Here is a 20,758-nt window from a genome sequence, read left to right as displayed (position 1 = left end):
CGTCCGGTCGCCTCGCGACTGTAGCGGCCGACCGAGCCGGGTGCGACCCGGCATACCAGGAGCCGTCGGCCGCGCATGTACACCATCCTGTTCGTCTGCACCGGAAACATCTGCCGCTCGCCGACCGCCGAGGGGATCGCGCGGGCGATGATCGAGCAGCGCGGCCTCGGCGACCACATCACCGTCGACTCCGCCGGCCTGTACGACGGCCACGCCGGCGAGGCGCCGGACGTGCGGTCGCGGGCGATCGCCAAGTCCAACGGTTATGATCTTTCGGGCCTGCGCGCGCGCGCCTTCACGGATGCCGACTTCGATGCCTTCGACCTGATCCTGGGCATGGACCGCGGCCATGTGCACGACCTGCGGATTCGCGCCGGCACGGCCCACCGCGACCGGGTTCGCCTGTTCCTGGACTACACACCCGACCTGAAGGGCGTGCCGGTGCCCGACCCCTACGGTCGCGATGCCGCCGACTACCGCCGGGCGTTCGAGATGATCGAGACCGGCTGCAAGGCCCTGGTCGAGGGATTGGTGGCCGCCAAGCTGGCCGGATAGCACGCTACGCCGGCTCGGGACCGTCCCATTCGCCGTCCCAGTCGTCGGCGTCCGGCAGCCGGTCGAGCGGAACGGTCAGTCGCCGCTCGTAATGCGGCCCCTCGCGGCCCAGGAAGCTTTCGAACAGCACCACGTCGCGCACCGGGAACGGGCCGGCGGCGAACGGGCTGCGGCTGCCGATCCAATGGCTGACCGAGTCGTCCGAGATCGGTCCCGACATCCGGGCCAGGGTAACGTGCGGCACGAACCGCCGGCCCTCCGGCGGCAGGCCGGCGCGCCGTGCGGCGGCTTCGACCCGGCCATGCAGAAGGGTGAGTGCCGGCTGCGGCTCGACACCGACCCACAGTGCACGCAGGCGTTGGCCGCTGCCGAAATGTCCCAGTCCGGAGAGTCGCAGGTCGAACGCCGGCGCGCGCAGGCCGGACAGCGCCGCCGCCAGATCGTCGGCGGTGCCACGATCCACGTCGCCGACGAACCGCAGCGTCAGGTGGAAATCGTCGGGGTCGACCCAGCGCACGCCGTCCAGCCCGCCCTGCAGGTCGCACAGCGGGTCGGCAACGGCCTCCGGTATCGCAATCGCCACGAACAGGCGCATGGCGCGTGTCCCTTGTCGTCAGTCCCGCCGGCCTTGGGGACGCGCCGATGCAGGCGTCTCCGGTCGACCGGTTTGCAATCCGCTGCCGGGCATCGCCTCAACCCGAATGCAGCGTCACGGGCACGGGTTGGAATAGCGCTGCTGCAGCTCCTCTATGCCCTTCAGCACATCCTCGGACAGCACAACCTCGACGCTGTCGATGTTGGTCTTCAGCTGCTCCATCGAGGTGGCGCCGATGATGTTCGCCGTCATGAACCGCCGGGTGTTGACGTAGGCCAGCGCCATCTGCGCCGGGTCGAGGCCGTTGGCCCGGGCCAGGTTGACATAGGCGGCGATCGCCTCCTCGGCCAGCGGCGTGGCGTAGCGGGTGAAGTTGTGGGCGAACACCGTCATGCGGGCTCCGGCCGGCCGGGCGCCGCCGACGTACTTGCCGCTCAACGTGCCGCCGCCGAGCGGGGAGTAGGCCAGCAGACCGATGTCCTCGCGGATCGCCACTTCGGCGGCCCCGACCTCGAACGAGCGGTTCAGCAGGTTGTACGGGTTCTGCACCGAAACCACGCGCGGCAGGCCCGCGTCGTCGGCCAGCCGGGCGAAGGTCATCATGCCCCAAGGCGTCTCGTTCGACAGGCCGATGTGTCGGACCTTGCCGGACGCCACCAGATCCGCCAGCACGCCCAGGGTCTCGGCGATCGGCGTGGTCGCTTCGTCGTCGTCGTGGACGTAGCCAAGCTTGCCGAAGCTGTTCACCGACCGTTCCGGCCAGTGCAACTGGTACAGGTCGATGTAGTCGGTCCGCAGCCGGCGCAGGCTGTCGTCGACCGCCTGTGTCAGGTGCGTTCGGTCGAACTTCGGCCTGCCGTCGCGGACATGGGCGAACCGCTCGCCCGGCCCGACCGCTTTGGTCGCCAGGATCACCTTGTCGCGAGTGCGCGGGCGGCGAACCAGGTGCCGATGACTTCCTCGGTCTTGCCGTAGGTCTCCGCCGTCGGCGGCACCGCGTACATCTCGGCGGTGTCGAAGAAGTTGATTCCGCGCTCCAGCGCGTAGTCCATCTGCTGGTGACCCTCGGCCTCGCTGTTCTGCTTGCCCCAGGTCATCGTGCCAAGGCAGATCAGGCTGACCTGGAGGTCGGTGCGGCCGAGCCGGCGGTACTGCATGGAGAACGCTCCTGGAAAATGCGGCGGGCGAGACGAAGGGCGGGTGATAACGCGCAGGAGCAAGGTGGGCAATGACTGCGCGTGATATGGACAGACAGGTCAAATCCCATTTAGTCTGATGAGGCTGGAAAGTGAATTTCGCAGTTTAGGGATGCGTCTTTAGTTGGCTTGGCGTGTCGTGCCTGGAAGAGGAAGCAATGGCCGAGTATGCAGGCGTACCTGACGATCAACAGGAAGGCCTTGAGGATCTTGAGGAAGCTGGAAAGCAGTATCAAGCAGTTATAAATCAAACTGATTGGACTGTTGAAACAATAGTTCGTCAGATTAGAAAAGGCAATATAGAGTTAAATCCCGATTTTCAACGACGAGAAGCCTGGCGAAAAATTAGAAAAAGTCAGTACATCGAATCGTTACTGGTGAATATTCCGGTTCCTCAAATTGTTTTGGCCGAAAGAAAAGATCAAAGGGGAAAGTTTATTGTAATAGATGGAAAACAAAGACTGTTAACTCTTCGGCAATTTCATTCAACGGATCAAGAGTTTTTATCATTTAATCTTGAGGGTTTATCCCTTAGACGTGATTTGAATGGCGTTAATTTTGATCAACTTTCAACCGATATATTTAGGGATCAAGATCTTACAGCTCTTCAAAACAGTACAATTAGAACAATTGTGATTCGAAATTGGGAAGACGAACTATTTTTGTATTCAATATTTCTTCGTTTGAATACCGGCAGTGTGCCGTTGTCACCTCAAGAGTTACGACAAGCACTACATCCGGGAGATTTTGCAAAGTTTGTTGATAAATATTCTCAAGAAAGTGACGTATTGCATCGTGCAATGGGCCTTTCTCGGCCAGATCCGAGGATGCGGGATGCAGAATTAGTAATCAGATATTATGCATTTCGAAATTTTCTTGATAAGTATACAGGAAATTTAAAACCATTACTTGATGAAACTGTTAAATATTTTAACCTACGGTGGGAAAGCCATCAACGAGAAGTTCAGAAACAAAAAGTAGAATTTGAGAGAGCCATAGATATATCTATTCAGATTTTTGGTGAAAAAGAAGTTTTCCGTAAATGGAATGGTGAAAGATACGAGTATGCACTGAACCGAGCTGTATTCGACGTTATGATGTATTATTTTTCAGATACCTCAATACAAACAATAGCAATAGATAAAAAAATAGATATCGTTTTAGCATTCAAAAAAATATGTGCGGATGATGATTTTCGATCATCAATTGAAGGAACAACAAAATCGATAAGCGCAATCTTTACAAGATTGAAATTGTGGGGAGAACATATGAATTACCTCAACATACCCGTAGAGATTCCAACTTTGGTTGGTAACAAAATAATATTGGGCAATAGAACTACGATTGGGTAAATTGATGGCGTACTCTAAAGCCTTCAATACATTAAGGGCACGAGCTTCATCTCTGAGATCTCAGTTTCTACCAAAAAGGTTCTCAAAATTAGGCGCCTATAGCGATAAGCAACTGGATGGGGCGCGAGCGTTTAGAGTATTGATTCATGCAGAAATTGAGTACTATCTGGAAGTTCGTGCGCTAGAGATAGCTAATTTATCATTTAACCTTTGGCTTAATCAATCAGTTCCGTCAAATTCATTGGTTTCTCTTCTTTGTAATATTATAGGAGAACACACCGGTTTACCAAGGGAACTTGGTACCAAGAAAACACCCAGCTCAGTAATTGGAAAAGCCGTGGCGCAATACAATCATTCTGTAAACAACAACAACGGTATCAGATCAATGAATGTACTTCAAATTCTACTACCCGTGGGAGTTCTTGAATCACAAATAGATCCTGTTTGGCTGTCAACAACAGATGGATTTGCAGTTAAACGTGGCGCTACTGCGCATAGCACAGCAATTTCATATCAAATTGATCCCAGAGATGACTATCAAATAATTCAACAAATAATAAAAGGAATAAAAGATATAGATAAAATTATGAACTCCATAATTCAAACACTAAAATAGCAATTAGTAAATTTTAATTATATTCACATACTCAACAGTATATTGATTTAATTATCGCATTTTTCATAACAATCGAGTACATGAGATGAATATATATCCATGTATTCTGGTTGTAGGGGTAATTTTTGATATTCAGAGTGAGATATTGATACTTTTTCTTGAAAATCTCTCGTCTCGATGTTCTTTATCGACGATGGGTACATCTCTGTCTGGGAGTATGCCGGGTCGGGCGTCGCTGCAAGGACAGTTCTACGGAATCACGTTCCCGTACGTGACAACCCTCGCGGGCAGTCCTATAGTCAGCCCATGAACCTCGTGATCGCCAGCGCCCGATTTACCTATTGGTACTTTAGCTATCCGCAGACGCTGGCGGTTGAAGGGGTGCGCGCGATCTAGAGATTGCAGCCGAGACGTCCCGAAAGCCGCCAGTTCCCCTGGCGGCTTTTTTCATGCCGCCGGGGGTCTCCAACCCAAGGAGCCCTCGCCGTGAAGACCACTCTCGAAACGCCCACGCCGGACCGGTCCGGCACCGAAGCCGAGGCATTGACCCCGGGCACCGACGATCTGCGGATCGCCGCGATCACCGCGATCAGCCCACCCGAGACGGTGATCGGCGAGTTGCCGCGCACTGCGGTGGCGTCGCGCACGGTCGCCGGCGCCCGCACCGCCATCCACCGCATCCTGCACGGCGAGGACGACCGCCTGGTGGTGGTCATCGGTCCGTGCTCGGTCCACGACCCCAAGGCGGCGCTGGAGTACGCCGCGCGCCTGGTCGAGCAGCGCCGCCGGTTCGCCGGCACGCTGGAGGTGGTGATGCGGGTGTACTTCGAGAAACCGCGCACCACGGTCGGCTGGAAGGGGTTGATCAACGACCCGGACCTGGACGGCAGCTTCCGGATCGACCAGGGCCTGCGCACCGCGCGCGGCCTGCTGCTGCGGATCAACGATTTGGGCCTGCCGGCCGGCTGCGAGTTCCTGGACACTTCCACCCCGCAGTACTTTGCCGATCTGGTCGGCTGGGGCGCGATCGGCGCGCGCACCACCGAGAGCCAGATCCACCGCGAGCTGGCGTCCGGCCTGTCCTGCCCGGTCGGCTTCAAGAACGGCACCGACGGCAGCGTAAAGATCGCCCTCGACGCGGTCACCTCGGCCTCGCACCCGCACCACTTCCTGGCGGTCACCAAGAGCGGGCAGGCCGCCATCGCGGCGACCACCGGCAACCCGGACTGCCACGTCATCCTGCGCGGCGGCAACGACGGCCCGAACTACGACGCCGCCAGCGTCGAGGCGGCCTGCGCCGCAGCGGCCAAGGACGGCCTGCGGCCGATGGTGATGGTCGACGCCAGCCACGCCAACAGCGCGAAAAAGCCGGAGAACCAGCCGGCGGTGATTGCCGACGTGGCCGCCCAGATCGCCGCCGGCGACCGCCGGGTCATCGGCATCATGGCGGAGAGCAATCTGGTCGCCGGCCGCCAGGACCTGGAGCCGGGCCAGCCGCTGGTCTACGGACAAAGCATCACCGACGGCTGCGTCGACTGGGACACCAGCGTGGCGATGCTGGAGCGGCTGGCTGAAGCGGTGGAGCGGCGTCGGGGGCGGTAGCAGCCGCCCTGCTCCGCCCGGCCGGCGCTTACTCCTCTTCGGTATCGCCCAGGAAGCGCCGGCGGGCTTTCGCAAAGCCGATCAGGCGGTCCTCGACCCGGCGGTTGACGCTGTGGTCGGGGAACAGCCCGTCCGCGCCGCGCTCGCCCGCCGCAACGCCGGTCAGCACCTCGATGCCCTCGTCGATGGTGTCGATCGGCCAGATCCGGAACGCGCCGCGCCGGCACGCTTCGACCACCTCGCTCTTCAGCATCAGGTGCTCGACGTTGGCACGCGGGATCATCACGCCCTGCTCGCCGCTCAACCCTCTGGCGTTGCAGATGTCGAAATAACCCTCGATCTTCTCGTTCACTCCGCCGATCGCCTGGACCCGTCCCATCTGGTCGACCGACCCGGTCACCGCGATGCCCTGGCGGATCGGCAGCTCGGACAGCGCCGAGAGCAGGGCGTAGAGTTCGGTCGACGATGCGCTGTCGCCGTCGACGCCGCCGTAGGACTGCTCGAACACCACGCTGGCCTGCAGCGCCACCGGGATGTCCGTGGCGTAGGTGCCGGCGAGGAAGCCCTGCAGGATCAGCATGCCCTTGGAATGCAGCGGCCCGCCCAGTTCGACCTCGCGCTCGATGTCGATCACCCGGCCGCGTCCGACCCGCACCCGTGCAGAGATCCTAGTCGGGCGGCCGAAAGCGTGGGCGCCGATCTGCAGCACCGACAGGCCGTTGACCTGCCCGACCGCCGTGCCTTCGGTGGTGATGCGGATGGTCTCTCGCAGGATCTGCTCGCGCATCCGGCGCTCGATCCGGTCCGAGCGGTAGATCTGTGCCGCCAACGCGTCGTCGACGTCGTCGGCGCGGATCACCTTGTGGTTCTTGTCGCGCCCCACGTAGTCGGCCTCGCGCATCACGTCGGCGATCAGGCCGACCCGCGCCGTCACCTTGCGAGTGTCCGAGACCAGGCGCGAGCAGTGCTCGATCACCCGTTCCACCGCCTTCCGGTCGAACGACCGCAAACCGGCGCGGCGCTGAATCGTCGCAACCAGCCGGGCGTACATCGCGTCGTGCTCGGGATCGCGGTCCATCACGTCGTCGAAATCGGCCGCCACCTTGAACAGGTCGCCGAAATCCGGGTCCATCGCCGACAGGGCGGCGTAGACCTGCTGGTCTCCGAACAGCACGACCTTGACCGAAATCGGGATCGGGCAGGGCTGGATCGAGACGGCCAGCGCGGTGGCCGCCGAGTCCATCGGACCTTCGATCGTTACCTGTTCGGCGTAGAGCGCTCGCTTCAACGCGTCCCACGCGAAGGCGTTATTGAGCAGCTTGGCGGCGTCCAGCAGCAGGTATCCGCCGTTCGCTGCGTGCAGCGCCCCCGGCCGGATCAGCGTGAAGTCGGTCAGCATCGCGCCCATGTAGGCGCGATGCTCGATTCGGCCGATCAGACGGCCCAGGGTCGGGTGATCCTCGTTGACCACCGGTGCCCCGGCGTCCGGATCATGGGCGATCAGGACGTTGACCTCCCAGCGCCGGAACCGCCGGTCGGCCGGCTCGGTGGCCGCGCCGGCCGCCGCCTCCTCGCCGGAGGGATGGGCGAAGCGGGCGATGTTGCTGATCAGGTCGTCGCGCAACCGGTCGAACCACGCTGCCACGGGCGATGGCAGATCCAGCCCGGCGCGCGCCTCGGCAATCTGCAGGTCCACCAGGGCGGAGGCCTCGCGGCGGTCGAGGTCGCGGACCGCGATCTGCCGCTCCCGCTCGAGGATCGGCGCCTGGTGCAGCGCGGCGCGCAGATGCACCTGCACCTCCTCGATCGCCGTCGCCAGGGTCTCGCGTTGATCCTGCGGCAACTCGGCAAAGCGCTCCTGCGGCATCGGCTTGCCGTTCTCGACCGGTGCTATCACCAGCCCCTGTGGGGTGCGCACCAGCGCCAGGCCGCGTTTGGCCGCTTCGTCGGCCACTTCCTTGAAACCGCTCTCGCCGCGCTCGGCGAAACTCTTCTCCATCGCCTCGCGTTTCAGTCGGTAGTCCTCGCCCTCGAACAGGCTCGGCAAGGTGTCGCTGAGGTCCTTAACCAGTTCGGCGACGCGCCGCGCGAACGCCGGGCCGACGCCGGACGGCAGGCGCAGGCAGCGCGGCCGGTGCAGGTCGTCGAAGTCGTTGACGTAGACCCAGTCGTCCGGAGACGGAAAGGTCGCCGCGCGCTCCGTCAGGTAGGAATGGACGGCGGCGTGCTTGCCCGACCCCTTCGGGCCGATGACGAACACGTTGTACCCACGCGAGCGCATGCGGGCGGCAAAGCGAACGGCGTCGAGAGCACGGTCCTGGCCAACCAGCGTCTCCACGTCGGCCAGATCCTTCGTCGTCCGAAAACCCAGCGCGGACAGGTCGGTGGTGCGGTACAGGGCACTGGCGGGCAGCGGTTCGGGCGCCATCGGGTCCTCCGGTCAGGATGAGTCATTCGAACCGACCAACAGACCGGTGTCGAGAGGTGGTCTTGCGGGCGGGTCGCCAGTGCGGTCGAATGCCGCCGACCCGCCTCAGGAGATCCCCATGCCGCACGCGACCGTCAACGGAATCCAGCTGCACTACCAGGTGTCCGGCAACGCCGACGGACCGGCGCTGCTGCTGTCGAACTCGCTCGCTTCCACATTGAACATGTGGGACCCGCAGATGGCGGCGTTCGAGAAGCGCTTCCGGGTGATCCGCTACGACAGCCGCGGCCACGGACAATCGGCGGCGCCCGATGGCGGCTACTCCATCGACATGTTGACCGCCGACGCGGTCGGGCTGCTCGACCACCTTGATATCGCCAGGACCCATTTCTGCGGCTTGTCCAAGGGCGGCATGGTCGGCCAACGGCTGGCCACCCTGCACCCGGACCGCGTCGACCGGCTGATCCTGTGCGATACCGCCAGTTACATGGGCCCTGCCGAGCTCTGGGAAGGGCGTATCCAGTTGGCCAAGGACAAGGGCATGGCCGGCGTGGTCGACGCCACCATCGAGCGCTGGTTCACCGAGAGTTTCCGGGTCAACGACCCAGCCTCGGTCGCCCGGGTCCGGGCGATGATCCTGAACACCCCGGTCGCCGGCTTCGTCGGTTGCTGCCGGGCCATCCAGGCCATGGACCAGCGCGAGAGCATCCGGACGATCACGGCACCGACCCTGATCATCGTCGGCGCCGATGACCCCAGCACCACGCCGGACAAGGCACGGGAGATCCAGGAGCAGGTTCGCGGCTCCAAGCTGGTGGTGCTGCCGGACGCCGCACATCTGTCGAACATCGAGCAGGCCGAGAAGTTTGATCAGGCGGTGCTCGGATTCACCGGCGCCACCTGAAGTCGGCGACCGGCCCGGCTGCCGCTCAGAACCGATAGCCCGCGCTGAAGCCTCCGAACATGCTGGGGCCTTCCTGACCATCGAACTCCTTGGTGCGCATCACCTGAACGTAGGTCAGGCGGACATCGCCGAAGGTGACGACGGCACCGGCCGACAGATCGCCGACCAGCAGTTCCTTGTCGACGCTGCGGCTGTCGCGGAAGGTGTTGCCGTCCAGAAAGATGTTCCGGGCCACCGCGCGGCCCTCGACGCCGGCGAAGAGATACCAGCCGATCGCATCGTCGTCGTCGCCCGGCGGCGCAAAGTACTCCGAGCCCGGCGTATGCGGCTGCAGCCGCGGCGGCCCGTAATCGAACTTCGGCGGCTTGCCGAACCGGACCGTCAGACCGGCCGCGGCGTGGGTGAACACGTTGCCCAGCGCCGCGCCGACATGGGGCGATACGTCGGCGCGCAGGTCGTCGAAGATCGTCTCCGACGGCACCACCCAGCGCCGCTCCAGATTCAGCAGCACCGCCGGTTCGTCGTGAAGCTGATGGTCCCAGCCCTGCGGCTCCGGCGAGTTGATGACCTCGTGCACGGTCTTCTGCGCCAGTTCGCCCTGGGCGGACGGCCCGATCACGCCGAGCGACAGCTGCACGCTGGTCTGCGTGCGCCTGCCGTCCCCGGTCGCCAGATCGTTCAGCAGGCCGAAGCTGCCGTACAGCCAGGCAGCGTAGGGCTGGTCTTTTGGATCCGGGTTGCTGACGGTGATGTCGGACGGCGTGTACATGTTCTGGCCGATCGCGGCGGTCCATCGAACGGTTCCCACGGTACCGATCAACGGCTGCACGAAGTCGATCACCGATTCCGGAACATCGCCGACCGGGCTGGTGCGGGACAGCCGTATCCCATTGGTGAAGTACCGGTCGGTGTCGTTCGTCAGGTCGTTTTCAAGCGTCAGGGTCCAGACCGGGCGATCGGTCTTTTCCGATGGTTGTCCGACCTTCGGTTCCTCCGCCTGGGCGAACGCCGGCCACAGGATGGCCGCGGCCAGCAGCGGGAGAATTCGGATCTGGGAACCTGTGAGCATGACAACAGTATGCGCCCGGAAGCGCATCGCGGCCACTGTCTGTTGTCGGGTCCGGGCTGCGGCCAAATGACCACGAACGCTTGACCCGGCGCCGGGCTTGTGGCTCAAATCCGTTCCATGATGTTCGGAACCTGGACGCTCGGCCTTCGACTTACGGACCCGGCTCTCTGACGAGAGACCGGGAGTTATCCGTTCGCCGTCCGCGTCCAATCCAAGGGTTCCGCCGATGATCGTCGGCACGCCTGTCATCCCCGCCCCCGCGCTCTGCATTGCGAACCGAACAACTCGGTACGCACGGGGTGGGTTCCCATCGGGAAACACGGACGGCACGCACGCGCTGCACACCACACCTTGATTGATGAGACGCGCCCGCCGGTAACGTCGCGGGGCGCGGCATAGGAGACGATCATGAAAACCCCACCGACCAACAAGTACCGGCCCTACGCGACCGTCGCGTTGCCGGACCGGAGCTGGCCCGGGAAGACCATCGACAGGGCGCCGATCTGGTGTTCCGTCGACTTGCGCGACGGGAACCAGGCGCTGGTCGATCCGATGGATGGGCCGCGCAAGCGGCGGATGTTCGAAACCCTCGTCAAGATGGGCTTCAAGCAGATCGAGGTCGGATTTCCGTCGGCCTCCGATACCGATTTCAACTTCGTGCGCCAGCTGATCGAAGACCGGATGATTCCGGACGACGTCACGATCCAGGTGCTGACCCAGGCGCGGGAACATCTGGTCGATCGCACCGTCGACAGCGTGATGGGTGCGAAGAACGTCATCCTGCACCTTTACAACTCGACCTCCGAACTGCAGCGGCGCGTGGTGTTCCAGCAGGACCAGGCCGGGGTGAAGCAGATCGCGGTCGACGGGGCGGAGATGGTGAAGTCCCGCCTCGACCGGCTGAAGGACACCAACGTCCAGCTGCAGTACTCCCCGGAAAGCTTCACCGGCACCGAGCTGGACTACGCGCTCGAGGTCTGCGAGGCGGTGATGGATGTCTGGTTCCCGGCCACCGACAACCCGATCATCATCAACCTGCCGTCGACCGTCGAAATGTCGACGCCCAACATCTTCGCCGACCAGATCGAGTGGATGCACCGCCGGTTCTCCCGGCGTGACCGTATCGTCCTGTCGGTCCACCCGCACAACGACCGGGGAACGGGCGTGGCCGCCGCCGAACTGGCGGTGATGGCCGGTGCCGACCGGGTCGAAGGCACGCTGTTCGGCAACGGCGAGCGCACCGGCAACGTCGACATCGTGACCCTGGGCCTGAACCTGCTGACCCAGGGTGTCCACCCGATGCTCGACTTCTCCGACATCAACGGGCTGATGGAGGTGGCCGAGTACTGCAACCAGTTGCCGATCCACCCGCGCCATCCCTATGCCGGCGAGTTGGTGCACACCGCGTTCTCCGGCTCGCACCAGGACGCGATCAACAAGGGCATGAAGGCGATCCAGGCCTCGAACTCCGGCCTGTGGGAAGTGCCGTACCTGCCGATCGACCCGCACGACATCGGCCGGTCCTACGAGGCGGTGATCCGGGTGAACTCGCAATCCGGCAAGGGCGGCATCGCCTATGTCCTGGAGCACGATCACCACATCCGGCTGCCGAAGGAATGGCAGGCCCAGTTCAGCCAGGTGATCCAGCGCCTGACCGATGCCTCGTCCCAGGAGATCTCCAGCCAGGAAATCTGGAACGCCTTCGAGACCGAGTACGTGACCCAGCCCAACGGCGAGTTCGATCTGGTGTCGTTCGAGGCGGCCCGGGTACCCGGGTCGAACCAGACCGTCCGCATCGAGGCGGTGGTCAAGCGCAACGGCGTCGAGCAGACCATCAAGGCCGAGGGCAACGGCCCGGTGAATGCCTTCTCGCGGGCAATGCGCGACGCGTTCGGACTCAAGTTCAAGCTCAAGGACTACGCCGAGCACACCCGCTCGGTCGGCTCCGACGCCGAGGCGGCGGCCTATATCGAGTTGAAGGCACCGGACGAGAACGGACGCAGCGTGTTCGGCGTCGGTATCGCCACCGACATCACGCTCGCCCCGGTCAAGGCGGTGGTCAGCGCCTGCAACCGGTTGTGACAACCGCGAGCGGGCGGGCACCGATGCTCACGACACCGTGTCCGCCCCTCGATCGGTTCACCTCTGGTCCTGCGGGCATGCCGATACCACATGTTATCCACACCCGGACCGGCGTGGCGGCGCACCCTGCCCCCGCGCCGCGCTACTCCTAGGCTCCTCTCGACGGTCCGGGCCGCTTGAGTGAGGCTTGCGCCTCTTCTCGCGCGAACGGGCCGGCCCGCTCCATGCCCCCGGAGTTGGGTCGGCCCACCGCGCCGGCAGCCTTCCCTCTTGCATGCCGGCCCCGCCTACGGTTTCGTGACGGTATGGTGACAATCGAACACAGCGATTGGACGCACGCGCCCAAACCGCTTCACACGGACCATTTGATCTGCGCGATCGGTGACGTCCACGGTCGGGCCGATCTGCTTGATCCCCTGCTGGAGACACTCGCCGACGACGCACGGGTGCCGGGCGTTTCCCATGTGACCTGCGTGTTTCTCGGCGACCTGATCGACCGCGGCGACCAGTCACTGGAAGCGCTGGGTCTGGCTGCCGGCGGTCTTGGCGCCTATCTGGGTGACCGGCTGCCGGTCGACGACGTCCTGCTGCTCGGCAATCACGACGCCTGGCTGAAGGCCGCGTTCGAGGACACGCTGACACCGGAAATGGTGGATCTGTGGGCCGCCAACGGCGGGCAGCCGACCTGGCGGTCCCTGCGGGTCCCGCCCATGACGCCGCCCGGCAAGCTGGCCGACGCCCTGCGCAAGTCCGTGCCCGATTTCGTGCAGGAAGCAGTCCGCGGCATGCAGGGATGCCGGCAGATCGGCGACTACCTGTTCGTCCACGCCGGCATCGACCCGCGCCGGCCGTTCGACGATCAGCCGCTCGAGGTCGTCACCTGGATCCGCGACCCGTTCCTGCACCCGGCCGAACCGTGGCCGTTCGACACCGTGGTGATCCACGGACACTCGCCGGAAGACCCGCTGGAGGAACCGACGGTCGAGCGCCATCGCATCAACCTGGACACCGGCGCGGTGTTCACCGGGGTGCTGACGGCCATCGAGATGCGGAACGACCTCTACCGTTTCGTTCAGGCCAAGGGCTGACCGCCGCGGCTCACAATCCGACCATCGCGCGGATATCGTCCGGTGTCCGCCCGGCCTCGCGCAACGCCCGCAGCGTCAGGCTGCGGTCCCGCTTGGCATAGCGCCGGCCTTCCGCATCGGTCAGCAGGGGATGGTGGCTGTAACCGGGAACCGGCAGCTCCAGCAGCGCCTGCAGCAGGCGGTGGACGTGGGTCGCCTGGAACAGGTCCTCGCCGCGGACGATCCGGTTGACGCCCTGCAGCGCGTCGTCGACCACGACCGCCAGATGATAACTGGTCGGCGTGTCCTTGCGCGCCAGCACCACGTCGCCGAACACCTCGGGCGTCGCCGCCTGTTCGCCGTGCCGGTCGTCGGTCCAACCCACCGGGCCGGCCTTCGCCATCGCCTCCGCCATGCGCAGGCGCAGCGCGAAGGGCTCGCCGCCGGCCAGGCGCCCGTCGCGTTCCCCGGCCGGCATCAACCGGTCGGCATCCACCACCACCGGCCCCTCGGGGCCCTGCATCGGCTGGTGATGCGGCGCCGACAGCGCGGCATCGAGTTCCTTGCGGCTGAGGAAGCAGCGGTACAGCAGCCCCATGCCGTCCAGCCGGTCAAGCGCCGCGCGATAGTCGTCCATGTGTTCGGATTGCCGGCGCACCGGCCGCTCCCACTCCAGGCCGAGCCAGGCCAGATCCTCCTCGATCGCGTCCACGAACTCCTCGCGGCAGCGACCAAAGTCGATGTCTTCGATCCGCAGGATGAACCGGCCACCGGCGGATTGCGCCGCCCCGTGGGCCAGCAGCGCGGAGTACGCATGTCCGAGATGCAGCAGGCCGGTCGGGCTGGGGGCGAAGCGGGTGGTGACGGTCATTGACAGGCCTGGGGCAATGGCTGAGAAGTTTTCGATCCATCGACGCACATCGCTGACACAGCCTGCCGCTCCCAGGAGATTCCGCCCGTGACCCATCCGACGACCGTCGAACTGGACGGCCCGCGCCTCGCTCCGCAGGACGGTGCCCCGCCGAAGGCACTGGTGGTGATGCTGCACGGCGTCGGCGCCGACGGCAACGACCTGATCGGGATCGCCCCGATGTGGGCGCCGATGCTGCCGGGCGTCGCCTTCGTGTCGCCGAACGCGCCGGAGCCGTGCGACATGGCGCCGTACGGGTATCAGTGGTTCAGCCTGCAGGATCGCCGCCCGGCCGCGATGCTGGCCGGAGTCGAGTCCGCCGCCCAGGCGCTGGACGCTTTCCTTGACCGCGAACTGGAGCGCCACGGCCTCGGCCCGGACAAGCTGGCGCTGGTCGGGTTCAGCCAGGGCACGATGACGGCGCTTTACACCGCGCCGCGCCGGCCGGCGGCGGTGGCCGGCGTGCTCGGTTTTTCCGGCGCGCTGATCGGATCGGAAACCCTGTCCTCCGAGACGACCGCGAAACCCCCGGTGATGCTGGTGCATGGAACCGCCGACCCGGTGGTGCCGTTTCAGGCTATGGCGACCGCGGAACAGGGCCTGAGCGCGGCCGGCATTCCGGTGGAAAGCCATGCACGCCCCGGCCTCGCCCACGGCATCGACGATGGCGGGTTGCGCCTGGGCGCGGCGTTCCTGAAGCGCGTGCTCGGCGTTTGAGCGTGTCGTTTGCCTGGACGGTCTTGCGGCGACTATAAAACTGTAACAACATCTAGTTATACAGACGGTGCAGTTCGACCGGATATTCCCGACACGGGAGTGAATCGACTCGATGAAGACGGCGCTGACAGTCCAGATCTTGTGGCGGCACGAGCCGCGACACTCGACCAGTCGCCCTAGTCGCGATCACCGTCCGCTGCTCCCGACGTGGAGGGCGGTGCGGTGATCGGCCCGGACAACGCGCCTGCGCTTGTCCTGAACGCCGACTTCCGGCCGCTTTCGTATTTCCCGCTTTCGCTCTGGTCCTGGCAGGACGCCGTCAAGGCGGTGTTCCTCGACCGGGTGAACATCGTGTCGAATTACGACATCCTGGTACACAGTCCCAGCTTCGAGATGCGGCTGCCGAGCGTCATCGCGCTCAAGGAATACATCCACCAGTCGCGGCGGCCGGCATTCACCCGGTTCAACGTGTTCCTGCGCGACCGGTTCGCCTGCCAGTATTGCGGCGAGCGCCTGCCGACCCAGGATCTGACCTTCGATCACGTGGTGCCGCGCTCGCGCGGCGGCCGCACCACCTGGGAAAACGTGGTGACCGCGTGCGGCGGCTGCAATTTGCGCAAGGGCAGCCGCATGCCGCGCGACATCGGCATGATTCCGCGGGTGACGCCACGGCAGCCGACCGCGTACGACCTGCAGGACGCCGGTCGCGGCTTCCCGCCGAACTACCTGCACGAGAGCTGGCGCGACTATCTGTACTGGGACATCGAACTGGACCAGGACGACGACGCGATGCGCCCGGCGGTTGCGACGGTGCCTGCGTTCTAGGCTCCCGCGGGGCTGCCATGGGTGTGCCGCCTTCCGGAAGGCCAGCAATCCGGCCTCCGGGGATTCACTGCCTTGCCGGGTCAGGGTAGCGCCAGACATCATCCGATTGCCCGCCGAATCCCATACGAGAGATCACCGCAATACGCTGTGATTGAACACCTAACCGCTGTTCAGCGCGATCGCCGTATTTCAACGACGGACCGTCTTTCGTGGTTCACCCAGAGTCGAAACTGCTTTCACCCTCAGTGATTTCGATGAGCATCGAAGCAAAATCAAAACAATCTCGATGCTTATTTTTTTATCAACGTGATTATATTTACAGCAACTGCAGATCCCCATCAGATTTATCTTTTCTTCTCGGATTCAGTTTTTATTGAATGCCGAACATTTATAATTTTAACTAATAATTTGAAGCCGCTGTTAGGAATTTTGACCGTATTCAGCTGCCGTTCGCTCGGAAAGACGAGCTTTTAGCTGTTAGAGGACCGGGTTATGACGCAGCTGTTTAAAGGCATGAATCTGCGACTTCAGATCGGCCTGATTGTTGGATTGGTGCTGGTAGGCTTCTCGATCGTCGGAGTCGCCTATATCGCCATAGACGGTGAACGGGCGCACCAGCAAGCAATGGCGGACGTCTCAGTTCACCGCGCCGAGTTGACCCGCTTGGTTCAGATCGACTTGTTGAGCGCCCGCCGCCGGGAAAAGGATTTCATTCTCCGGCTGGATGAGAAATACGTCGCCCTGCATTCTGAGACCGCTACCCGGATCTTTGAACGTCTGAGTAAGCTTAAGCACAGCGCCAGCGAACAGGGCGCGGTACTGATTGAAAATATCAGCACTGCTGTTTCTGTCTACCAAGAGGTGTTCAACGCTATGGTAGACGACCGCAAACGCATCGGTCTTACCGAAAAGGAAGGCTTGCTCGGTAACCTGCGTGGTGCCGTGCACGCCGTCGAGACCAAACTGGAGACCTATAACCAGGACCGTCTCTCCGTACTGATGCTGATGATGCGGCGCCATGAGAAGGATTTCTTTGCCCGCCTCGACCCCAAGTACATCGACAACATTACGAAGCGTCAGGCCGCGTTCGCCGAGGCTCTGACCCAGAGCACCTTGAGCGAGGCCGATCGCGCTGAGGTGACCACGCTGATCGCCAGCTACGTGGCCGACTTCAACACCGCCGCCGCTCTGCGGCTGGCAATCGTCGACCGCGAAGAAGAGCTGTCGGCGGGGTATGCAGTGGCCGAGGACCTGCTGACCGAGCTTTCCAAGCAGATCGACGTCACCAACGATGCAGCGGCAGCCGAAGCGCGGGCCGCGGGCGAGTCAACCCGGATCGCGGTGTTCGCAGCCTTGGGCGGAACCGCTGTACTGGCGACCCTGGTCGCGCTAGCCATCGGCCAGATGATTATCCGCCCGATCACCCTGATGACAGACGCCATGAGCGCGCTGGCCCGTGGTGACCACAATATGGATACTCCTGCCACCGACTATCGCAACGAGATCGGCGCCATGGCGCAAGCCGTCGAGATCTTCAAGCAAGGCCTGATCGAGGCGGCCGAACTGCGCGCCGAACAGGCCAAGGAGCAGGCTGCCAAAGAAGCCCGTACGAGCGTCATTGAAGGGAGCATCGCGAACTTCGATCGCACCGTGGCAGATGCCTTGCGCGGCCTTTCGTCGTCATCGACCGACTTGCAATCGACTGCCAAGTCGATGTCCGCAACAGCCGAAGAGACCCAGCGCCAGACCACCACGGTCGCCGCAGCCTCGGAACAGGCATCGACCAACGTGCAGACAGTCGCCTCAGCTGCCGAGGAACTGTCCAGCTCGGTCACCGAGATCGCTCGGCAGGTCAGCGAGTCCGCGTCGATCGCCAACCAAGCGGTCGCCGATGCCGGGCGCACCAACGACGAGATCAAGGGCCTAGCCATTGCCGCGCAGAGCATTGGCGACGTGGTCAATCTGATCCAGGACATCGCGGCCCAGACCAACCTGCTGGCCCTGAACGCTACGATCGAGGCGGCGCGCGCCGGCGAAGCCGGCAAGGGTTTCGCGGTGGTCGCGTCGGAGGTCAAGTCGCTGGCCACCCAGACCGCCAGAGCCACGGAGGAAATCTCCTCGAAGATCGCCGAGATCCAAGCCGCGACAACCGGCGCGGTCAGTGCGGTGGAGGGCATTGGCAGCACGATCGGGCGGATCAACGACATCGCCACGACCATTGCGTCGGCGGTGGAGGAGCAGGGCGCCGCCACGGCGGAGATCGCCCGCAACGTTCAGCAGGCATCGGCCGGTACCTCGGAAGTGACCACCAACATCACCGGCATCAGACAGGCCGCGTCGGAGACCGGCACTGCGGCAAGCCAGGTCCTTGGGGCATCCGGCAATCTGTCCCGCCAAACCGAAGCGCTGCGCGCGGAAGTCGAGAGCTTCCTCGCCAAGATCCGGGCCGCTTGACGAACTCCGAACAGCATCTCTCTGGGTAGACTTGGCAGCCGGGACCACCGTTCGGGCTGCCTTACCTGTCCTTAGAACCGCTCGCCGATCCAGATGACGCCACGTAATCCCGGGCCGCAGATCGCCACGTTGCCAGCGCATCAGGGCCGCGGAGCGCCAGCGGCGCCCAGCGGCAGCTCCATGTAGACCGCGTCCTCGCCGTACTCCCGTAGCTTGGCGGCGAGTCCATCGGCTGCGACCTCCTGGAACCCGAGCTTCCGCCAGTAGCCGTCGGCGCCGGCAACCGCGACCAGCGCCACCACGGGGAACTTTTCGCGCTCGGCCGCCCGGATGATCCGGCCGGCGATCTCGGTCGCCGCGCCGGTGCCACGCACTCCCGCTCCCATTCCGAGATCGTGGACGTACCAGCAGTCCGCTTCGGCCGGCAGCTCGCCGATGAGACTGTCCAGGGCGGACGGGCTGCGGCGGCGCCATGGATGGCTGAGGATGTAGCCGACGATAGCGTCGTCGGATTCAAGCACGTGGCAGCCCTCCGGTGACAGCCGGATCTTCTCCGCGAACACCTCCTCGCGCTCGGGAAACAGGGTGTGGATGGAGTTCGACAGGCGCGCGATCCGCACCACGTCGTCCAGCCTCGCCGGCCGCCACGCGGTCGTCATCGACTGCTGCCGCCGCTCAGAACCGTTCGCTGAGCCAGATCGCGGCGCGCGAGCCGGCGCGGATCGCGGCGCGCATCACGGGATAGCCGACCGCTTCCTCGCCGCCGTGCTCCTTGCCGATGTCGCGGTGTTCCGCCTCCTCGGCGCGGAACTCCTCGATCGTCTCCTTCAGCGCCGCCTCGTCGTCGCCCAGCGCCTCGGTCTGGCGGCGGTAGTGGTCGTCGATCACTTCCTCGACCGCTATCGTGCACGCCATCGCCGCCTTCTCACCCAGCAGCGCGGTACCGGCACCCAGCGCAAAGCCCGCGATGTTCCACAGCGGGTGCAGGACGGTGGGCCGGACCCGGCGGCTGCGGATCAGCGCCTCGAACGCCGCAAGATGCCGTTCCTCCTGCTCCTTCATGTGCCGGATGGTCTTGGCGCACGGGCGGCGGCCGAGCACGGCGAGCTGGCCTTCGTAGATGCGCTGCGCCCCGAACTCGCCGGCGTGGTCGACCCGCACGATCCGGTCGATCAGCGCGTCATGGGACAGGTCGCCCGGCAATCGTCGCGGGTTCGCGTCAGCTCCGACCTTCGCGGTTCCGGCCTTGCTGGTCATGACCAGTCCTCCCTGCGGCGGTTGACGTTGCGGACCACGGCACCGAGACCGAGCCCGGCCAGCGCGGCGGCCAGCACCACGTTCCATCCTGCCATCGAAATCCCCAGGAACGCGAACACCACCTCGTCGCACCGCACGATCGGCTGGTTCATGATCTGCGCCTTCAGCGCGGCCAGACTGTCGGCCCCGCCGGTCGACCCGCAATCGGCGGTCCCTTGCCACCAGCCCTGCTCGACCCCGACGTGGAACACGCCGATGCCGCCGGTGATGACTTCGGCCGTGATCGCCAGCCCGAGCAGGCCAAGCGAAACCGCCGGCCAGTCGCGGAACGCCCAGACCGCAAGCCCCAGCGCCACCGCCGCTCCATGCGGCCAACGCTGCCAGATGCACAGCACGCAGGGCTGCAGGTCGAAGCCGTACTGCGCGACGAACACCGCCAGCAGCGCCAGGGTGGACGCCCACGCGATCAGCAAACCGGCACGGGAAACGAAAGAATCCATGGCCTACACGATGTATTTGAGGGCGACGAAACCACCAATCAACAACACGAAGAAGACAACCGTTATCGGCCCCAGGTAGCGCTCAAGCAGCCGCCGGATCGACGGCCCGAAATGCCACAGCAGACCGGCGACCACGAAGAACCGCAACGCCCGCGCCAGCACCGACGCGACGACGAAGACCAGAAGGTCGAGTCGGGTCACTCCGCTGGCAATAGTTATGACTTTATAGGGGAATGGTGTAATCCCGGCGCCGAACACGATCCAGGCGCCCCAGTCGTTGTAGCGGGCGGCAAAGTCCGTGAACTTTTCGGCGTAGCCGTAGAGATCGAGGATCGGACGGCCTATCGCCTCGAAGAACAGGCTGCCGATGGCATAACCGAGGAGCCCGCCCGCGACCGAAGCGACGGTCGCGATCGCAGCGATCCGCCAGGCCCGGCGGCGGTCGGCCAGGACCATCGGTACGATCATCACGTCCGGTGGAATCGGGAAGACCGAACTTTCCACGAAGGCGACCAGCGCCAACCACCAGTCGGCCCGCCGGTCACCGGCAACCCGCAGGGTCCAGTCGTAGAAGGGCCGGAGCATCGAGGCGAACCCCACAGAGTGTCGAAGCCGCCTGCGATAGCAGC

General features: G+C 63.7%; 18 protein-coding genes and 1 pseudogene. 10 read left to right on the top strand and 9 right to left on the bottom strand.

All coding sequences use genetic code 11. The annotated features are described in order from the left end of the window. The first annotated feature begins 75 nt into the window (after positions 1-75). Entirely contained in the window at positions 76-555 is a 480-nt protein-coding gene (locus RIC54_RS13340) for a low molecular weight protein-tyrosine-phosphatase (protein ID WP_350091001.1), read from the top strand. Between the two features lie 4 nt (positions 556-559). Here RIC54_RS13340 and thpR read toward each other — a convergent pair whose 3' ends face one another. Then, entirely contained in the window at positions 560-1,150 is a 591-nt protein-coding gene (gene thpR / locus RIC54_RS13335) for an RNA 2',3'-cyclic phosphodiesterase (RefSeq protein WP_350090999.1), read from the bottom strand. Positions 1,151-1,264: 114 nt separating this feature from the next. Beyond that, positions 1,265-2,202 (bottom strand): annotated as a pseudogene (locus RIC54_RS13330) (aldo/keto reductase). A 302-nt stretch (positions 2,203-2,504) separates the two neighbouring features. On the opposite strand from RIC54_RS13330, the gene RIC54_RS13325 reads away from it, so the two are divergent. From RIC54_RS13325 to RIC54_RS13315, 3 genes are all read left to right on the top strand, one after another. After that, positions 2,505-3,698, top strand: coding sequence for a GmrSD restriction endonuclease domain-containing protein (locus tag RIC54_RS13325; RefSeq protein WP_350090997.1), 1,194 nt, complete (start codon positions 2,505-2,507; stop codon positions 3,696-3,698). 4 nt (positions 3,699-3,702) lie between these two features. After that, the gene (locus RIC54_RS13320; RefSeq protein WP_350090995.1) at positions 3,703-4,314 is read left to right on the top strand and encodes a hypothetical protein; all 612 of its coding nucleotides are present in this window, start codon (positions 3,703-3,705) and stop codon (positions 4,312-4,314) included. Positions 4,315-4,800: 486 nt separating this feature from the next. After that, entirely contained in the window at positions 4,801-5,916 is a 1,116-nt protein-coding gene (locus tag RIC54_RS13315) for a 3-deoxy-7-phosphoheptulonate synthase (protein WP_350090992.1), read from the top strand. A gap of 28 nt (positions 5,917-5,944) precedes the next feature. Here RIC54_RS13315 and RIC54_RS13310 read toward each other — a convergent pair whose 3' ends face one another. Then, positions 5,945-8,344 (bottom strand): Lon protease family protein, encoded by a 2,400-nt coding sequence (locus RIC54_RS13310; RefSeq protein ID WP_350090989.1) that lies wholly within the window; start codon positions 8,342-8,344, stop codon positions 5,945-5,947. A gap of 118 nt (positions 8,345-8,462) precedes the next feature. Between RIC54_RS13310 and pcaD the strand changes: the two genes are divergently transcribed. Then, positions 8,463-9,248, top strand: a complete 786-nt coding sequence (gene pcaD / locus RIC54_RS13305; protein ID WP_350090986.1) for a 3-oxoadipate enol-lactonase — start codon at positions 8,463-8,465, stop codon at positions 9,246-9,248. Positions 9,249-9,273: 25 nt separating this feature from the next. Here pcaD and RIC54_RS13300 read toward each other — a convergent pair whose 3' ends face one another. After that, positions 9,274-10,317 carry a lipid A deacylase LpxR family protein gene (locus RIC54_RS13300; RefSeq protein ID WP_350090983.1) on the bottom strand — a complete coding sequence of 348 codons (1,044 nt, stop codon included), beginning with the start codon at positions 10,315-10,317 and terminating at the stop codon, positions 9,274-9,276. Between the two features lie 408 nt (positions 10,318-10,725). Between RIC54_RS13300 and leuA the strand changes: the two genes are divergently transcribed. Together leuA and RIC54_RS13290 are read left to right on the top strand one after the other, a co-directional pair. Beyond that, positions 10,726-12,399 (top strand): 2-isopropylmalate synthase, encoded by a 1,674-nt coding sequence (leuA, locus tag RIC54_RS13295; RefSeq protein ID WP_350090980.1) that lies wholly within the window; start codon positions 10,726-10,728, stop codon positions 12,397-12,399. A 365-nt stretch (positions 12,400-12,764) separates the two neighbouring features. Beyond that, the gene (locus RIC54_RS13290) at positions 12,765-13,487 is read left to right on the top strand and encodes a metallophosphoesterase (RefSeq protein ID WP_350151091.1); all 723 of its coding nucleotides are present in this window, start codon (positions 12,765-12,767) and stop codon (positions 13,485-13,487) included. 10 nt (positions 13,488-13,497) lie between these two features. On the opposite strand, the gene gluQRS is transcribed toward RIC54_RS13290, so the two are convergent. Then, on the bottom strand, positions 13,498-14,337 hold the full coding sequence (gene gluQRS, locus RIC54_RS13285; protein WP_350090974.1) for a tRNA glutamyl-Q(34) synthetase GluQRS: 840 nt from the start codon (positions 14,335-14,337) through the stop codon (positions 13,498-13,500). A gap of 87 nt (positions 14,338-14,424) precedes the next feature. On the opposite strand from gluQRS, the gene RIC54_RS13280 reads away from it, so the two are divergent. The 3 genes from RIC54_RS13280 to RIC54_RS13270 all read left to right on the top strand — a co-directional run bounded on the left by RIC54_RS13280 (position 14,425) and on the right by RIC54_RS13270 (position 18,372). After that, positions 14,425-15,093, top strand: a complete 669-nt coding sequence (locus RIC54_RS13280; RefSeq protein WP_350090971.1) for an alpha/beta hydrolase — start codon at positions 14,425-14,427, stop codon at positions 15,091-15,093. Positions 15,094-15,315: 222 nt separating this feature from the next. Beyond that, positions 15,316-15,918 (top strand): HNH endonuclease, encoded by a 603-nt coding sequence (locus tag RIC54_RS13275; RefSeq protein ID WP_350090968.1) that lies wholly within the window; start codon positions 15,316-15,318, stop codon positions 15,916-15,918. Between the two features lie 492 nt (positions 15,919-16,410). Beyond that, positions 16,411-18,372 carry a methyl-accepting chemotaxis protein gene (locus tag RIC54_RS13270; RefSeq protein ID WP_350090965.1) on the top strand — a complete coding sequence of 654 codons (1,962 nt, stop codon included), beginning with the start codon at positions 16,411-16,413 and terminating at the stop codon, positions 18,370-18,372. Positions 18,373-18,512: 140 nt separating this feature from the next. Here the strand turns inward: RIC54_RS13270 and RIC54_RS13265 are convergent, their stop codons facing one another. From RIC54_RS13265 to RIC54_RS13250, 4 genes are read right to left on the bottom strand one after another with little or no spacing between them, the layout of a single operon-like run. Continuing rightward, positions 18,513-19,031: a GNAT family N-acetyltransferase gene (locus RIC54_RS13265; RefSeq protein WP_350090962.1), complete on the bottom strand. Its 519-nt coding sequence runs from the start codon at positions 19,029-19,031 to the stop codon at positions 18,513-18,515. A 16-nt stretch (positions 19,032-19,047) separates the two neighbouring features. Next, positions 19,048-19,629: a demethoxyubiquinone hydroxylase family protein gene (locus RIC54_RS13260; protein ID WP_350090959.1), complete on the bottom strand. Its 582-nt coding sequence runs from the start codon at positions 19,627-19,629 to the stop codon at positions 19,048-19,050. Continuing rightward, positions 19,626-20,129: a disulfide bond formation protein B gene (locus RIC54_RS13255; RefSeq protein ID WP_350090956.1), complete on the bottom strand. Its 504-nt coding sequence runs from the start codon at positions 20,127-20,129 to the stop codon at positions 19,626-19,628. The genes RIC54_RS13260 and RIC54_RS13255 overlap by 4 nt, the downstream gene beginning before the upstream one ends. Positions 20,130-20,132: 3 nt before the next feature. Continuing rightward, entirely contained in the window at positions 20,133-20,714 is a 582-nt protein-coding gene (locus RIC54_RS13250; protein ID WP_350090953.1) for a YqaA family protein, read from the bottom strand. Positions 20,715-20,758 lie beyond the last annotated feature (44 nt).

Origin of the sequence: Thalassobaculum sp. (assembly GCF_040219215.1) — a bacterium.
Classification (GTDB): Bacteria; Pseudomonadota; Alphaproteobacteria; order Thalassobaculales; family Thalassobaculaceae; genus Thalassobaculum_A.
The sequence above is the reverse complement of the archived record's forward strand: the minus strand, read 5'-3'. Positions and strand labels throughout refer to the sequence as shown.

What these genes read in the sequence shown, in the direction of transcription:
- thpR (WP_350090999.1), bottom strand. Translation starts at nt 1,150, where the DNA reads ATGCGCCTGTTCGTGGCGATTGCGATACCGGAGGCCGTTGCCGACCCG.
- RIC54_RS13255 (WP_350090956.1), bottom strand. Translation starts at nt 20,129, where the DNA reads ATGGATTCTTTCGTTTCCCGTGCCGGTTTGCTGATCGCGTGGGCGTCC.
- RIC54_RS13265 (WP_350090962.1), bottom strand. Translation starts at nt 19,031, where the DNA reads ATGACGACCGCGTGGCGGCCGGCGAGGCTGGACGACGTGGTGCGGATC.
- RIC54_RS13300 (WP_350090983.1), bottom strand. Translation starts at nt 10,317, where the DNA reads ATGCTCACAGGTTCCCAGATCCGAATTCTCCCGCTGCTGGCCGCGGCC.
- RIC54_RS13340 (WP_350091001.1), top strand. Translation starts at nt 76, where the DNA reads ATGTACACCATCCTGTTCGTCTGCACCGGAAACATCTGCCGCTCGCCG.
- pcaD (WP_350090986.1), top strand. Translation starts at nt 8,463, where the DNA reads ATGCCGCACGCGACCGTCAACGGAATCCAGCTGCACTACCAGGTGTCC.
- RIC54_RS13270 (WP_350090965.1), top strand. Translation starts at nt 16,411, where the DNA reads ATGACGCAGCTGTTTAAAGGCATGAATCTGCGACTTCAGATCGGCCTG.
- RIC54_RS13320 (WP_350090995.1), top strand. Translation starts at nt 3,703, where the DNA reads ATGGCGTACTCTAAAGCCTTCAATACATTAAGGGCACGAGCTTCATCT.
- RIC54_RS13250 (WP_350090953.1), bottom strand. Translation starts at nt 20,714, where the DNA reads ATGCTCCGGCCCTTCTACGACTGGACCCTGCGGGTTGCCGGTGACCGG.
- gluQRS (WP_350090974.1), bottom strand. Translation starts at nt 14,337, where the DNA reads ATGACCGTCACCACCCGCTTCGCCCCCAGCCCGACCGGCCTGCTGCAT.
- RIC54_RS13260 (WP_350090959.1), bottom strand. Translation starts at nt 19,629, where the DNA reads ATGACCAGCAAGGCCGGAACCGCGAAGGTCGGAGCTGACGCGAACCCG.
- RIC54_RS13310 (WP_350090989.1), bottom strand. Translation starts at nt 8,344, where the DNA reads ATGGCGCCCGAACCGCTGCCCGCCAGTGCCCTGTACCGCACCACCGAC.
- RIC54_RS13325 (WP_350090997.1), top strand. Translation starts at nt 2,505, where the DNA reads ATGGCCGAGTATGCAGGCGTACCTGACGATCAACAGGAAGGCCTTGAG.
- leuA (WP_350090980.1), top strand. Translation starts at nt 10,726, where the DNA reads ATGAAAACCCCACCGACCAACAAGTACCGGCCCTACGCGACCGTCGCG.